Raw genomic sequence first — 14841 nt, 5'->3', positions numbered from 1 at the left:
CACTTAACCGCCCGTAATCAAGGAGCCTGCATGCACACCGTCGCCCATTACTTCCTGCTCTACGTCGACAGCCCGGCCACCAGCGCCAACTTCTATAGCCGCCTGCTGGGCAAGCCGCCGGTGGAACTGAACCCGACGTTCGCCCTGTTCATTCTCGACAACGGCGTCAAGCTGGGGCTGTGGTCGCGTCACACCGTAGAGCCTGCGGCTCAGTTTACCGGCGGAGGCGGTGAGGTAGGTTTTTCGCTGGGGGACCCAGCCGCCGTAGACGCCCTTTACGCTCAATGGGTAGAGCGCGGCGCGACCATCATTCAGTCACCGACCCACCTTGACTTCGGCTACACCTTTGTCGCCGAGGACCTCGACGGCCACCGCCTGCGCGCGTTCAGCCTGAGCGATTGAGCGCCAGCGCCCTTCAAGGCTGATGGCGGCGACACTGGCCAGCACGATCACCGCGCCCAATATCACTTGCAGGGCAATGTGCTCGCCCAGCAGCGTCGCCGCCATCAGCATGGCCACCGGCGGAATCAGGTACATCGCCACCGAGGCGCGGCTGACGTCCACGTGCTTGAGCACATAGCCCCAGGCCAGGTAGGCCAGGGCGCTGGGGAAAATCCCCAATACCAGCACCGACAGATTCTCCGGCATTGGCGCCTGGGCCACCGCAGCCGGCAAGCCCGGCAGGTTCACGCACAGCATCAAGGTGCCCGCCCACACCATGTAACACGCCATGGTCAGCGGGCTGTAGCGATGGGCGTAGTGTTTCTGGATGACGAAATACACGCTCCACGACACGGCTGCCAGCAAGATCAGCAAGCCGCGCGGGTCGATATCACCGACGCCATGATCACCCCAGATCACCACCAGCACACCCAGCAAGCCGAGCAAGACGCAGCCCCAACGCCAGAGGCTGACCCGTTCCTTCAAACAGAAAAACGCGATCACCACACTGAACAGCGGCACCGACTGTGCCAGTACACTCGATGCCGCCGCCGTCACCCACTGTTGCCCGTAGTTGAGGCTGGTGTGGTGCAGGAACACGCCGAAAAAACCCAACACCAGCAACCACGGCAGATCCCGCACACGCGGGCAGCCGATGCCTACCGCCAGGGCGATGCCGCCCATGAACACCGAGGCGATCAGAAACCTCAGCAACGCCAACTGGCCAGGGCTGTAGCTGTGCAGCCCCATGTGCACGCCAATCGGCGAATAGGCCCAACAGAGAATCACGCCAGCGATGACTAGCGTAAGCTTTACGGGTGACGGGGCATTCATCGACGGCATCCAGATACTGAGAAGGAATACCGTCAGTCTTGAGCCGCGCAAGGCGCAGGACAATTAAGCGTTTCTGACTTCTGAAATCATTGGAACTGAGCAATGGAACTGGCCCAACTGAAAATGGTGCGCGCCGTGGCACAAACCGGCAGCGTGGCCCAGGCCGCGCTGCAACTGCACTGCGTGCCGTCCAACATCACCACGCGCATCAAGCAGCTGGAAAGCGAGTTGGGCACACCGCTGTTTATTCGCGCAGGCCGTGGGTTGGCCATCAGTGCCGCCGGGGAAATCTTCCTCGATTACTGCGAGCGCATCCTGGCCCTGGTGGATGAGTCCAAACGCGCAGTGGATGCCAACGCCATCCCGCGCGGCACGCTGCGCATCGGCGCGGTGGAATCCAGCGCCAGCGGCCGCCTGCCGCCGCTGCTGGCCGAATATCACCGGCGCTACCCGGACGTCAGCCTGGAACTGGTCACCGGCGCCTGGGCGCAACTGCTCGACGACCTGCAACACCATCGCCTCGATGTGGCGCTGGTGGCCTCGGGCGGCAAGCGCGCCAAGCTCGAACACAGTGTGGTCTACAGCGAACGCCTGGTGCTGATTGCCAGCGCCTCCAGCGCGCCGATCAACAGTGCCGAAGACTTGGCAGGCCGCACCTTGCTGGTGTGGCCGCCCGGTTGTCCGTATCGCGCGGCGCTGGAGAACTGGATCAAACCGCACGCCTTCAAGCCAAGCATCGCCAGCTATGCCAGTTGGGGCACCATCATTGGTTGCGTCAGTGCAGGGATTGGCGTGGCGTTGGCGCCGGAAGGCATCCTGGCCCGCTACGAGCAGGCCAATCAACTGGCCTCCTACCGGTTCGAGGAGTTGCAGGCCGTGGACAACCTGCTGTTCTGGCACACGGACACCCAGCGCCACCTGGCGCGGGATGCGTTTGCCGGGCTGCTGCGGGAGACGTTTGGCTAGTTGGCTTGCGGCACCGCCAAGCGTGCGTACTGGTCCTGGCTGATCCAACCGGTGTAGGTATGGTCTTTGGCATTGGTGAACTCGACCTTGGCCCAGCCGTCCTTGAACGCCAGCACGCCGACCACATCGTCCTTGACGATATACGCGCGTTTGGCCGCTTCAGCACCTGGTTTTTTCAGCAGGTAAGCCTTGTCGGCCGTCACGGTCACCAGGCCGATCCATTGCTTGCTGGCCGTTTGGGCCAGGTCCAGGCCGGTGGCTATTTCCGGCATCAGCACGCTGATGCAACCGGGATGCTCGCGCCCCTGCTCCACCGTCAAGGTCACGCCGTCGGAGGACGCTGCGACGCTGCCAGGGTAGGCCTTGTCTAGCCAGGTGGTGAGCGCTTCAGGCTGGCCTTGCAGGTAAAACGTGCAGCTGCGGGTCACACCCTCGCCCAGTTCTTCTGCGTAGTAGCCTTCGACCTGATGCTCAGGGGTGACCGCCAGCATCAATCCCTCGTATTTGCCAGAATGCAGCTCAGCGGCACCTGCCAACGCGGGCACCAAGGCGCACAACGACAACACACTCATCGCTAGAAAACGGCTCATCTTATTTCTTCCCTTCCAATGCTTCGTAGGCCTTTTTGATACGGCTGTCGTAGTCGCCGTAATCCTTGCCGTTATAGTTACGCGCCATGGCCACGTAGTCTTTATCTTTCATGGCCTTGATCAGGGCCGGGCTCTGGCTGCAAAAACCAATAAACGCTTTTAATTGGTTACCGGCATTGACCTTCAGGGCAGCAGCAAATTCAAACACCGTCTTGTAACCGCAGGAGGTGTAGTTGAACCCCATTATTTGAAACATGCCCCAGGACGCCGACATCAATGCCGCCTCCTGGTCCAGCGCAAACGCTGTGGCCATGGTCTCCCAGGCTTTGGTCTGGTCCTTGTTATTGACCTGCCACTGCGGCCCGGCCTTTCTCACGTAGATATAAGACAGCAGCGGGTGCGCCTGATCGTAGATGTGCTTGGTGTACTTGCGAAACAAGTGGCCTTCAAAGGCAATCACCGGCAACTTGGCCGGCCCGAACCCGGAACGCCCGCCGGATTCGACCGTGGCGAAAGCCTTGATGATATTCACCGAAATGCCGCTGCCCAACTGGGTGGCAGCGCTTTGAAAGTCGGTATCGGTCAGCGTCATGCCACCATCGCACGTGGCCTGGAGCATCAACTGGCGGTTACGCCGCTCGGCCTCGATAGTCGCGCGCATGCGCTCCAGGTACACATTGACCGTGGCCTGTACCGCATCGCCGCCGTTATTGCCAAACGCGTTGAGAAAGCTCGGAATGCGCATCGTCGGAAACGCCTTCACCGGCACTTTGACCGCCTCTTCTATCAGGCTATTGAAGGTTCGGCCGGTCGGGTCGATCACGCCATCAGGATGTGCATACTTGAGGTGCCGGAACTGATACTGGCTGATGCACTGCACCAATTGCCCATCGCACTTACCGTTTTCGGCCAGCGCAAAACCCATCTTGGGAATGATCAGATTAAATAGATACTGGATGCACTGAACATCGGCGGGCAAGTTGCGCGCTTTACCCGGCGCGCCCACTGAAGCACTGATAAGACGGGGCAACCCTTGCAGGCTTTTCATCATGGACATCCTTGTTAGTTCAAGAAGTGATAGCACTTCAATATCAGCACCGCACACCTGTCATAACTTGAAACAAGTGGCTGGCGGAAACTAACAAGATGATTTTGGGTTGTCCAGTGGGCCACCTCAACGATGTGAGGCAGCCAGCAGGTGCGGCTATTTTTTCCGTTCCAGCGCCTCGAAGGCTTTTTGGATACGCCTGTCGTAGTCGCCATAGCTTGAGCCATTGTAATTGCGCGCCATGCCGGCAAAGTCCTTGCTTTTCATCGCTCTGAGCAAGGCTGGATTCTTGCGGCAAAAGCCGCAGAACGCCATCAATTGCTGGCCGGCGTTAAGCTTCAGTGCAGCCACAAACTCGAACACGTTCTTGTAACCACAGGCAGCAAAATTAAAGCCCATGACCTGGAACATACCGTAGGACGCCGACATCAGCGCTGCTGCCTGGTCCAACGTATAAGCATCGACCAGAGTCCGCCACGCAATCGCCTGGGTTTTATTGTTGGCTTTCCATTGCGGGCCAGCATTGACCAAAAAGGGGTAGGACAAAAAGGGGTAGGTCCTGTCGTACTTATGTTGAGTGTACTTGCGAAAGATATGGCCCTCGAAGGCGATAACCGGCATGTTGGCCGGCCCGAACCCGGATCGCCCACCAGACTCAACGGCGGCGAACGCCTTGATCAGGTTCACCGAAATACCGTTGCCCAGCGCTGCAGCCGCGCGCTGAAAATCAGCCTCGGTCAGGGCGATTTGACCGTCACAGGTGGGCCTGGTGACTAACGACTGGTCGGGAAGAACAACGGCATTGGCTTTGCCTGCATCGTCGACCAGGCTATTGAACGTCCGACCGCCCGGGTCAATCACCCCATCAGGTTTGCTGACCTTGAGACGATTCGCCTGATAGTCGCTGATGCGCCGCAACAACAGCGGGCCGCACTTTCCGTCCTCCACAAGGCGCGAAGCGGATTCTGGCGTGATCAGATTAAACAGATGCTGGATAAAGCGAACATCAGCAAGCACATTCTGCGCTTTGCCTGGGGCGCCGACTGAAGCACTGAGCGTTCTGGGTAAAACGGGAAGGCTGGGCATGGCAATCATCCTTGTTGATCAAAGGAGTGCCATCACTTCTTTACTACTCCAGCACAGGGTCGCTTACAAGAATGACGCTAGCAGGCCGCTGAAAGTTTTCCAGCACAACGCCGTCATCGCTGCGCAAAAAATGGCAGATGGGCGAGTAAAACAATGTTTGATTTGAAACAGGAAGGGTAGAAACAAAGGAGAGCGTTATGGAGGCAACCCCACCAGCCACACCCCGGCACACAATGTTCCCGCTGTGGCTGCTGCCTTCCGGCTCTGACCAGGTTCACGGGTAATCGTTGCGGGGGGACCGATGGGGTCACCATAACGACGCTGGCCTCTCGGCAAGCCGCGCCATTGTACCGATCTCATCGGAACTTACAACCGTTGTTCCGGATTAAAAATATGAAGGAGCTCAAGCACTTGTCCACAACCTCGATAACCTGCCAGAACCTTGTGGGAGCCGGGCTTGCCCGCGATTGCGGTGCATCAGTTGGGGCATTCACTGGATGATGCACCGCAATCGCAGGCAAGCCAGCTCCCACATAGGGGCGGATTACTGTGCTTGTACGACTTCGTCGGCCCTGCCGCCCTCCTCCTGAATCACCAAGTGAATGAAGTGCAGCTTGGCGATCACGGCCGGCGGCAACACAAAGGGGTAGAAATCCGGCTGGCCCATGCTGCGCGACAGTTCGTTGAGCATGCCGGCCAGTTCGATCCAGGCGTTGACGAACGACAGGAAGGCCGGGCCGCCAGGGTGTTCGGGGTCGTAGAGCGTGGTCAACGGGAAGGGCTGGTAATCCAGGTCCATCTCGCGGGCACTCATGCCAAAGCCCAGTGCGGTGTCGACGGCGTCCATCATGTGCAGGTAGTGAGCCCAGGTTTCGGCCCAGTCTTCCCAGGGGTGCATGGTCGCGTAGGCGCTGACACAGGTTTGCTGCCAGTCGGCGCGCGGGCCGTTCTGGTAGTGCTGCTCGAGTGCCTCGGCGTAACTGGCGCGTTCGTCGCCGAACAGGCTACGAAACGATTCAAGCCAATGGCTGTTGGCAATCAGCCGATCCCAATAGTAGTGGCCGACTTCGTGGCGAAAGTGGCCGAGCAACGTGCGATACGGCTCGCGCATTTGCACACGGACTTTCTCGCGATGGGCGTCGTCCGCTTCCTTGATATCGAGGGTGATCAGGCCGTTGGCGTGGCCGGTGGTGGGTGCGTTGCCTTCAAGGTCAATGCCGACGAAATCGAAGGCCAGGCCGCTGTTTTCGTCAACACTTTTGGGCACCACTTGCAGGCCCAGGCTGATCAGTTGCGCCACCAACCGGCGCTTGGCGGTTTCGACTTTGCGCCAGCGTTCGGGGTTTTCCGGCACCGATAAGTCGGGAATGGTGCGGTTCAGGCTGCACGCCACGCACAGCGTTGCGGTGCTGTGGGCAGGAATCAGCCAGTTACAGGCGGCCGGGGTGTCGAGGTTGGCGCAGCGGCGGAAGGTGCCGGCGTCAAGGTTATCGTCCTGTAGCCATGTGCCATCGACTGGGCCGGGCTGTAGCGACGACAGCCGGCTTTGCTGGGGCTGATAGCCCAACAGCGCAGAACAGACCAGGCACTGGCTGTTGCGAAAGAACAGCGACTGGCCGCACCGGCACTGCCACACCTTGCTGCTGCGCGAGGATCCGGCCATGAACGGTGCGGCGATGCGCGTGCTGAGTTGCTCGAAGTAGCGGAACATGGCGATCTCTCCCTGGGTGACCAAGACTAGATCATTTACCGTGAAAGATCGTTCCCACGCTCTGCGTGGGAATGCCTGCGGTGACGCTCTGCGTCACGAGGTTCAAGAGCCGACGCAGAGCGTCCAGGGCTGCATTCCCACGCGGAGCGTGGGAACGATCGTCAGACGCTGATGTTGTGTCTGGCCAGGAAGGCGACGAAGGCCTCCTCGTCCAGCACCTTGAGGCCCAGCTCGGTGGCCTTGGCCAACTTGGAACCCGCGCCCGGCCCGGCAACCACGCAGTGAGTCTTGGCCGAGACGGAACCTGCCACCTTGGCGCCCAGGCTTTCGAGCTTGTCCTTGGCCACATCACGGCTCATCAGCTCAAGAGAGCCGGTCAGCACCCAGGTATGCCCCGCTTCCGGCAAGCCCTCGACGACCTTCTTCTCGCTCTGCCAGTGCATACCGAAGTCCTTGAGCTGCTGCTCGATGGCCAGGGCACGGTGGGCATTGTCCGGGTTATCAAAAAACTCGCGCACCGCCTTGGCCTGCTTCTCGGGCAACGCCTGGCGCATATCCAGCCAGTCGGCCTTGATTACGCCTTCGAGGCTTACGAACTTGTCGGCCAGTTTTTGCGCGGCGCCAGGCCCTACGCTGGGCACGTGCAGCTTGTCGAGCAGGCCGCCGAGGGTGGTGCTGGCGGCAAACTCGGCGCTCAGGTCGCCCTGATCCTGCAACTGCAGGCCGCATTCATCCGGCGACAGCAGCGCGCCAATCACCTCCTGGTTATGGCTGTCTTCAAAGAAGCTGTGAATCTCGTGGGCGACTTCAAGGCCCACGTCCGGCAAGTACGTCAGCACTTCCGGCAAGGCCTGCTGCACGCGCTCCAGGGACGCCAGCGAGCGCGCGAGCACCTTGGCCGTCTCTTCGCCCACGTCCGGAATGCCCAAGGCGTAGATAAACCGCGCCAGGGTTGGAGTCTTGCTGTTTTCGATGGCGGCAATCAGCTTCTTGCTGGAAATATCGGCAAAGCCTTCCAGGTCGATGATCTGCTCGTATTTGAGCTTGTAGAGGTCAGCCGGCGAGCCGATAAGCTTTTCATCCACCAACTGCTCGATGGTTTTGTCGCCCAGGCCGTCAATGTCCATGGCGCGGCGCGACACAAAATGGATGATCGCCTGCTTGAGCTGCGCGCCACAGGCCAGGCGCCCGACGCAGCGGTAAACCGCGCCTTCGCTGACGGTTTCCTTGCCCTTGCTGCGCTTGACCAGTTGCGTGCGCTCCACATGGGAGCCGCACACCGGGCAGCTTTGCGGAATGTGCACGGCGCGGGCGTTTTCCGGGCGGCGTTCGGTGACCACCGAGACGACTTGCGGGATCACATCACCGGCACGGCGAATGATCACAGTGTCGCCGATCATCAAGCCCAGGCGCGCCACTTCATCCATATTGTGCAAGGTTGCGTTGGACACCGTCACACCCGCGACCTTGACCGGCTTCAAGCGCGCCACCGGCGTTACAGCACCGGTGCGGCCGACCTGGAATTCCACATCGAGCAGCTCGGTCAGCTCTTCCATGGCCGGGAATTTATGCGCGATGGCCCAGCGTGGTTCGCGGGCGCGGAAGCCCAGCTCACGTTGGGAAGCAATGTTGTTGACCTTGAACACCACGCCGTCAATCTCATACGGCAGGCTGTTACGCCGCTCGCCGATATCGCGGTAGTACGCCAGGCAATCCTGAATGCCCTTGGCCAGCTTCAGCTCATGGCTGATGGGCATGCCCCACTTCTGCAATTGCTGCAGGTTACCGATATGGGTGTCGCTGATGTCGGTAGTCACGCCGTAGCAGCAAAACTCCAGCGGGCGGCTGGCGGTGATCTTCGAGTCCAGCTGGCGCAAGCTGCCTGCGGCGGCATTACGCGGGTTGGCGAAGGTCTTGCCGCCCACTTCCAGTTGCGAGGCATTAAGGCGCTCGAAGCCAGCCTTGGACATGAACACTTCGCCGCGCACTTCCAGGGTCGCCGGCCAGCCGCTGCCGTGCAGTTTCAACGGGATATTGCGCACCGTGCGCACGTTGACGCTGATGTCTTCACCGGTGGTGCCATCGCCGCGCGTGGCACCGCGCACCAGCTCGCCGTCCTGATACAACAGGCTGACCGCCAGGCCATCGAGCTTGGGCTCGCAGCTGTATTCCACCGCTGCGCCGCCGCCAAACAGATCGCCCACCGGCAGGTCGAGACCTTCGGTAACCCGGCGATCAAATTCGAGCATGGTGGTTTCATCAAAGGCGTTGCCCAGGCTGAGCATCGGAATCTCGTGCTTGACCTGGGTGAACGCCGACAGCGCCGCACTGCCAACCCGCTGCGTCGGCGAATCACGCGTTACCAAATCCGGGTGCTCGGCTTCCAGAGCCTTTAGCTCATGGAATAACCGGTCGTACTCGGCGTCCGGAATGCTCGGCTCGTCGAGGACGTGGTAGCGGTAATTGTGCTGATCCAGTTCAGCGCGCAGTTCGAGAATGCGGGTGTGGGCGGCGGTCATGGGTGTTCTCTCATAAAGCAAAAGAGCAGCCGAAGCTGCTCAATATGTTAGTGCACGGATTCTACAGGCAACGCTTAAGATCGAACCTCAGCGTTTCTGTGTCAGGGCGCGACGCTCGAACTCGACGATGCGCTGACGGTAATGCTCGATGGTCTGGGCAGTGAGCACGCTGCGTTGGTCGTCCTTGAGCTCGCCGTTGAGCTCTTGGGACAGCTTGCGCGCAGCAGCCACCATCACGTCGAACGCTTGTTTCGGGTGACGCGGGCCTGGCAAACCGAGGAAGAAGCTCACCGCCGGGGTGCTGAACAAGTCGATATCGTCCAGATCGAAAGTGCCCGGCTTGACCGCGTTGGCCATGGAGAACAGCACTTCGCCGTTACCGGCCATGCTTTCGTGGCGGTGGAAAATATCCATCTCGCCAAAGCGCAGGCCGCTTTCGAGGATATTCTGCAAGAGTGCCGGGCCTTTGAAGCCGGCGGCGTCGCGGCAGATCACGCTGATCACCAAGACTTCTTCGGCAGCCGGCTGGTCGTTGACCGATTGGCGCGGCGCACTGGATGCCTTGCCGATATTTTCATCCGGGAAATCGTCGTCGCGGCTGCTGAAGCTCGGGCCTTCGTCGACGTCGAGGTTCAGGTCGCCCTGATGCGGCTCGGCGACGGCGGCACTGGCGCGCTTGCCACGCTTGGACGACGGCTCGCGGGCTTCACGCACCGGCGCACTCATCGACGGCAAGTCGTGCTCGTCCAGTTGTGGTTCTTTATGGTTATCCAGCACACGAGGCGGCCCCAGCAGCTCGGCGCTGCCGTCGTCGTCGGGCAAGTTGGACAGGTTACGGTCCAAACGGAATTTGAGCTTGCCCTTGCCACCGCGCATGCGGCGCCAGCCATCAAAAAGAATACCGGCAATGACAATAATGCCGATGACGATCAGCCACTCGCGCAGACCGATTTCCATGTAATCCCGTGCCTCTAATAAAAAATGCTGAAAAATAAGGGGTTTAGCAACGTCCAAACCGCTTTAAAACGTGGCGCCAACTCTATGTTCTGACTGACGTTTTGCCCACGCATACGAGGAATTGACAATAAACTAGCACGACCTTCGATAACTTTACACAGTTGGCGCGAAATGTATCGGTTTGCCATCTTTCGGCGACATGGGAGATCTCTTACGCAAGCCGCCAACTGTGAGCTACACACTGCAAGCTATAGCCTCACACACTTGCAGCTTGCAACTCGCCGCTAGGCGTCCACCATCGCCATCGCTTCTTCGACATCCACCGCCACCAACCGCGAACAACCCGGCTCATGCATCGTCACGCCCATCAACTGATCGGCCATTTCCATGGCGATCTTGTTGTGGGTGATATAGATGAACTGCACGGTCTGGGACATCTCTTTCACCAACCGAGCGTAGCGTCCAACGTTAGCGTCATCCAGCGGCGCGTCAACTTCGTCGAGCATGCAAAACGGCGCCGGGTTCAACTTGAAGATCGCAAATACCAGGGCCAATGCCGTGAGTGCCTTTTCGCCACCGGACAACAAATGGATGGTGCTGTTCTTCTTGCCCGGGGGCCGCGCCATAATCGTCACCCCTGTATCGAGTAGATCTTCGCCCGTCAGTTCCAAGTAGGCGCTGCCGCCACCGAAAACTTTCGGGAATAACGCCTGTAAACCGCCATTAATCTGATCAAAGGTATCTTTGAAGCGATTACGGGTTTCCTTGTCGATCTTGCGGATCACGTTCTCCAGAGTGTCCAGCGCTTCGACCAGGTCGGCGTCTTGAGCATCCAGATAACGTTTACGCTCGGACTGTTGCTGGTATTCGTCGATGGCCGCCAAGTTGATCGCGCCCAGGCGCTGGATACGCGCGGCGATGCGCTCAAGTTCTTCTTCGGCGTCTTTTTCATTGGCCTGGGCGGTCAATGTATTGAGCACGCCGTGCAAGTCATAGCCGTCTTCGAGCAACTGGTCTTGCAGGGTTTTGCGGCGCACGGTCAGGGCTTGCCATTCCATGCGTTGCTGTTCGAGTTGGCCGCGAATCAGTTGGGATTGCTGCTCGGCCTGGGTACGGCGTTTCTCGGCGTCGCGCAGTTCGCGGTCTGCGTCTTCCAGGGCGATTTGCGCGGTCTTGAGTTCTTCATCAACGGTCATGCGCTTGTCGAGCAACTCTTCGAGCTTAAGGCGCAACTCTTCCAGCGGCGCCTCGCCCTCCTCCAGGTTGAGGCTCAGTTGCTCGCGCTTTTCGGTGAGGCGTTCGGACTGCATCTCCAAACGCTCAAGCGCCTGGCGCGTGGAGGTGTGCTGGGCCTGCAACGAGCCCAGGCGCACGGCCAATTGGTGGGCGTGATCCTTGTGCTGACGGGCTTCCTGGCGCACGCGATCGAGGCGCTCACGCAGGCTGTCGCGCTGGGCCAGCAGCAGTTCGCGCTGCTCGGTATCCAGCGCCATGCTGTCGAGGGCTTCCTGCAAGTGCAGGCGCGCTTCGCCGATCTGCTCGTGTTCGAGGGCGCGCTGCTCGCCCATCTCGGCCACTTCTTCGTCAAGGCGGGTGCGGCGCAGGGTCAGTTGCTCGGCCTTGGCCTTGCTCGCCGACAGTTGGGCTTTCAATTCGCCTTGCTGGCGCGCTTCGTCCTGCAAGAGGCGGCGCAGGTGTTCGCGGCCAGTCTCTTGTTGGCGCTGAGTGGCACGCAGGGTTTGCAGTTCGGTTTCCAGGCTTTCGAGGGTGGCCTCGCGTTCTTCGCGTTCGGCGCTCAGGTTGACGATTTCCTGGCCACGGGCCAATACGCCGCTCTCGGCCTCACTGGCGCGACGCACGCGCAGGAAGTGCCGGCCAACCCAGTAACCGTCTCGGCTGATCAGGCTTTCACCGGCGCCCAATTGGCCACGCAGGGACAAGGCTTGCTCCAATGATTCAACCGGTTTGACCTGGCCCAGCCACGGCGCCAGATCGATCGCGGCCTCAACCTTGTCGAGCAAACTGCCCGGCACTCGCGTGCCATCGACTGCGGGGCTGAGCAAACGCAAATCGCCCTGGGCAAAACCGGCCAGGTCGAAACCGCCAAAATCATCCACCAGTACGGCTTGCAGGTCGGCACCCAACACGGTCTCGACCGCCAACTCCCAACCCGCTTCGACTTTTAAGCCTTCGGCCAGGCGCGGGCGCTCGGCCAGGTGCTGGTCACGCAGCCATTCGGCGGTGCCGGTGCCTGGGTCCAACGCTGCCTGCTGCAAGGCTTCAAGCGACGCCAAGCGCCCGTTCAGCCGCTGCAAATCGCCCTGGGCCTGCTGCTGGGCCTGGGTCGCCTGTTGCAGTTGCTGACGCAATTGCTCCAGGCGCTCCACTTGCTGTTCTTCGCTGGCCTCGAGTTCTTCCAGGGTCATTTCGCTTTCGGCCAGTTGTTCGCTCAACGCCATGATCGCCGCGTCTTCCGGGTCGGCGGCGAGCAACGCGCGCTCCTCCTGCATGCGGCGCTGGCGCTCGGCCAGGCGCTCCATGCTGGTTTCCAGTTGCTGGATGCGCGATTGCTGCACCTCAGCCTGGCGGCGCGGCTCGGCGGATTGCAGGTTGAAAGCGTCCCACTGTTCCTGCCAGCCGTGCATGGTGGTTTCGGCTTCTTCCAGGGCGGCCGCGGCCTCTTCGGCGGCGGCGCTGGTGATTTCCTGCTCGGGCGTGAGCATGTCCAGCTCTTCGCCCAACGTCAGCAGCAACGTACGGTCGTGGCCCAGGTGCGACTCGGTTTCCAGCCGCGCGCGTTCGGCTTCTTTCAAATCGTCCTGCAACTGGCGCAGGCGCTGCTGGCCGTGCTGGATGCTCTGTTCGACCCGAGCAATATCGCCGCCTACCGAGTAGAACCGCCCCTGCACCAGATTGAAGCGCTCGGACAGGTCATGGTGACCGTCACGCAAGCGCTCGATGCTCGCGTCGGCATTACGCTGCTCGGCCACCAGCGCTTCGAAGCTGATTTCCTGGGTGCCAATGATCGCTTCGCGCTGGCCGACCTGATCATTCAGCGCCTGCCAGCGCAGGGCCGAGAGCTGCGCCTTGAGCTGGCGCTCCTCGCCCTTGTATTCCTGGTACTTCTCGGCCGCCTGGGCCTGGCGGTGCAGGCGTTCGAGTTGACGCTCCAGCTCTTCGCGCAGGTCGGTGAGGCGGGCAAGGTTTTCGTGGGTGCGGCGGATACGGTTTTCGGTCTCGCGGCGGCGCTCCTTGTACTTGGAGATGCCGGCCGCTTCTTCGATAAAGTTGCGCAGGTCTTCGGGCTTGGCTTCGATCAGCTTGGAGATCATGCCCTGCTCGATGATCGAATAGCTGCGCGGGCCTAAGCCGGTGCCAAGGAAAATATCGGTGATATCGCGTCGACGGCATTTGGTGCCGTTGAGGAAGTAACTGTTCTGGCTGTCGCGCGTCACTTTGCGTCGAATCGAGATTTCCGCGTAGGCCGCGTATTCGCCGATCAAGGTGCCATCGGAGTTATCGAACACCAGTTCGATGCTGGCCTGGCTCACCGGCTTGCGGCTGGTGGAGCCATTGAAGATGACGTCGGTCATCGACTCGCCACGCAGGTTTTTTGCCGAGCTCTCGCCCATCACCCAACGTACGGCGTCGATGATGTTCGACTTGCCGCAGCCATTGGGCCCGACCACCGCCGCCATGTTACTGGGGAAGTTCACCGTGGTCGGGTCGACGAAGGATTTGAACCCCGCCAGTTTGATGCACTTGAGCCGCACGTTTAGGCGCCCGCCAACGCAGCGATGACCAACGAGCTGCTGCGCTCGCAGTAGGCCGACAGTACCTGGCGGATCTGCGGCAGATCACGGGCGAGCACCGCCGCGAGCAGCTGCTCGAACAGTGCCAGGTACTCACTCATCTCCGCCTTGCGCTGGTCCAGGGCCAGGTAATAGGCACGGTTCATCGCCGGCTGCAGGTTTTCGACGGTTTCCTGCAAGTACGGGTTGTTGGCGAAGGGGTACGCGGCGCGCATCACACTGAAGCTTTCTTCGACGAAGGCACGCACGTCCTCACGTTCGAAACTGGTCATCAGGCGTTGCTGGATCTGCAGGAACGGCGCCATGTCAGCCTGGACCTTCCAGCCCTCAGCCACCGAATTGCCGAGCAGGATGTACAACTCGCCCATCAGCGTGCACAGGCTCTGCACCTTGTGCGCGGTGAGTTCGGTGACGTGGGCGCCACGGCGCGGCAGGATCGCGATCAGGTGGCGGCGCTCGAGGATCAACAAAGCTTCACGCACGGAACCACGGCTGACATTGAGTGCCAGCGTGACTTTCTGTTCCTGGATCCGCTCCCCAGGCTTGAGATCGCCGCGAATGATACGTTCGGCGAGGTGGTGAGCAATTTGCTCGGCGAGACTGTCCGGCGCCTTGAACGTCATGTTTTCCCTTCAAAATCTTCTATCGGTACAAGCGCGGCAGTGTAGCGCATTGGCTGGCTGATGGCGCTACGCCCACAGGCGCGAATTTGGCATGAAATAAGCAGCGATGAAAAGCCAAAAGCCAGCAAAAACACCGGTTCCAGAAGACTGGACCATAATTAAAAGTGTTGCGATCGCAATTTCTTGACCTTCTGGTCAGAAAATCGTTGACCGAAAAGTCAGACATGACTAGATTCGGCGCAAAGCGGTTAACA

At 60.3% G+C, this 14841-nt stretch carries 11 protein-coding genes and 1 other RNA gene; 2 read left to right on the top strand and 10 right to left on the bottom strand.

Annotation, left to right across the window (positions count from 1 at the left end; all coding sequences use genetic code 11):
- The first annotated feature begins 30 nt into the window (after positions 1-30).
- Complete coding sequence (locus AOA62_RS12640) at positions 31-402, top strand: VOC family protein (RefSeq protein WP_017134794.1); 372 nt, start codon at positions 31-33, stop codon at positions 400-402.
- On the opposite strand, the gene AOA62_RS12635 is transcribed toward AOA62_RS12640, so the two are convergent.
- Complete coding sequence (locus AOA62_RS12635; RefSeq protein ID WP_099548815.1) at positions 316-1275, bottom strand: DMT family transporter; 960 nt, start codon at positions 1273-1275, stop codon at positions 316-318. The genes AOA62_RS12640 and AOA62_RS12635 overlap by 87 nt on opposite strands.
- Positions 1276-1377: 102 nt before the next feature.
- Here AOA62_RS12635 and AOA62_RS12630 point away from each other — a divergent pair, with 102 nt between their 5' ends.
- A complete protein-coding gene (locus tag AOA62_RS12630) occupies positions 1378-2241 on the top strand; it encodes a LysR family transcriptional regulator (RefSeq protein WP_017134792.1) in 864 nt (287 codons plus the stop codon).
- On the opposite strand, the gene AOA62_RS12625 is transcribed toward AOA62_RS12630, so the two are convergent.
- The 9 genes from AOA62_RS12625 to AOA62_RS12585 all read right to left on the bottom strand — a co-directional run bounded on the left by AOA62_RS12625 (position 2238) and on the right by AOA62_RS12585 (position 14587).
- Complete coding sequence (locus tag AOA62_RS12625) at positions 2238-2831, bottom strand: hypothetical protein (RefSeq protein WP_099548814.1); 594 nt, start codon at positions 2829-2831, stop codon at positions 2238-2240. The genes AOA62_RS12630 and AOA62_RS12625 overlap by 4 nt on opposite strands.
- Before the next feature lies 1 nt (position 2832).
- Positions 2833-3879: an N-acetylmuramidase family protein gene (locus AOA62_RS12620; RefSeq protein WP_017134790.1), complete on the bottom strand. Its 1047-nt coding sequence runs from the start codon at positions 3877-3879 to the stop codon at positions 2833-2835.
- Positions 3880-4035: 156 nt separating this feature from the next.
- Positions 4036-4965: an N-acetylmuramidase family protein gene (locus AOA62_RS12615; protein WP_017134789.1), complete on the bottom strand. Its 930-nt coding sequence runs from the start codon at positions 4963-4965 to the stop codon at positions 4036-4038.
- Between the two features lie 207 nt (positions 4966-5172).
- Positions 5173-5269, bottom strand: an RNA gene (gene ffs, locus AOA62_RS12610) — signal recognition particle sRNA small type.
- 240 nt (positions 5270-5509) lie between these two features.
- A complete protein-coding gene (locus AOA62_RS12605) occupies positions 5510-6676 on the bottom strand; it encodes a putative zinc-binding metallopeptidase (RefSeq protein WP_017134787.1) in 1167 nt (388 codons plus the stop codon).
- A 161-nt stretch (positions 6677-6837) separates the two neighbouring features.
- Positions 6838-9195: an NAD-dependent DNA ligase LigA gene (gene ligA / locus AOA62_RS12600; protein WP_099548813.1), complete on the bottom strand. Its 2358-nt coding sequence runs from the start codon at positions 9193-9195 to the stop codon at positions 6838-6840.
- 87 nt (positions 9196-9282) lie between these two features.
- Positions 9283-10152, bottom strand: a complete 870-nt coding sequence (gene zipA, locus AOA62_RS12595) for a cell division protein ZipA (RefSeq protein WP_017134785.1) — start codon at positions 10150-10152, stop codon at positions 9283-9285.
- Positions 10153-10436: 284 nt separating this feature from the next.
- On the bottom strand, positions 10437-13925 hold the full coding sequence (smc, locus tag AOA62_RS12590) for a chromosome segregation protein SMC (protein WP_099548812.1): 3489 nt from the start codon (positions 13923-13925) through the stop codon (positions 10437-10439).
- 2 nt (positions 13926-13927) lie between these two features.
- Entirely contained in the window at positions 13928-14587 is a 660-nt protein-coding gene (locus tag AOA62_RS12585) for a GntR family transcriptional regulator (RefSeq protein ID WP_017134783.1), read from the bottom strand.
- Positions 14588-14841 lie beyond the last annotated feature (254 nt).

It is taken from the genome of Pseudomonas sp. 2995-3 (genome assembly GCF_002742565.1).
In the GTDB taxonomy this organism is placed as follows: domain Bacteria; phylum Pseudomonadota; class Gammaproteobacteria; order Pseudomonadales; family Pseudomonadaceae; genus Aquipseudomonas; species Aquipseudomonas edaphica.
This window is presented reverse-complemented; position numbering and strand designations above follow the sequence as displayed.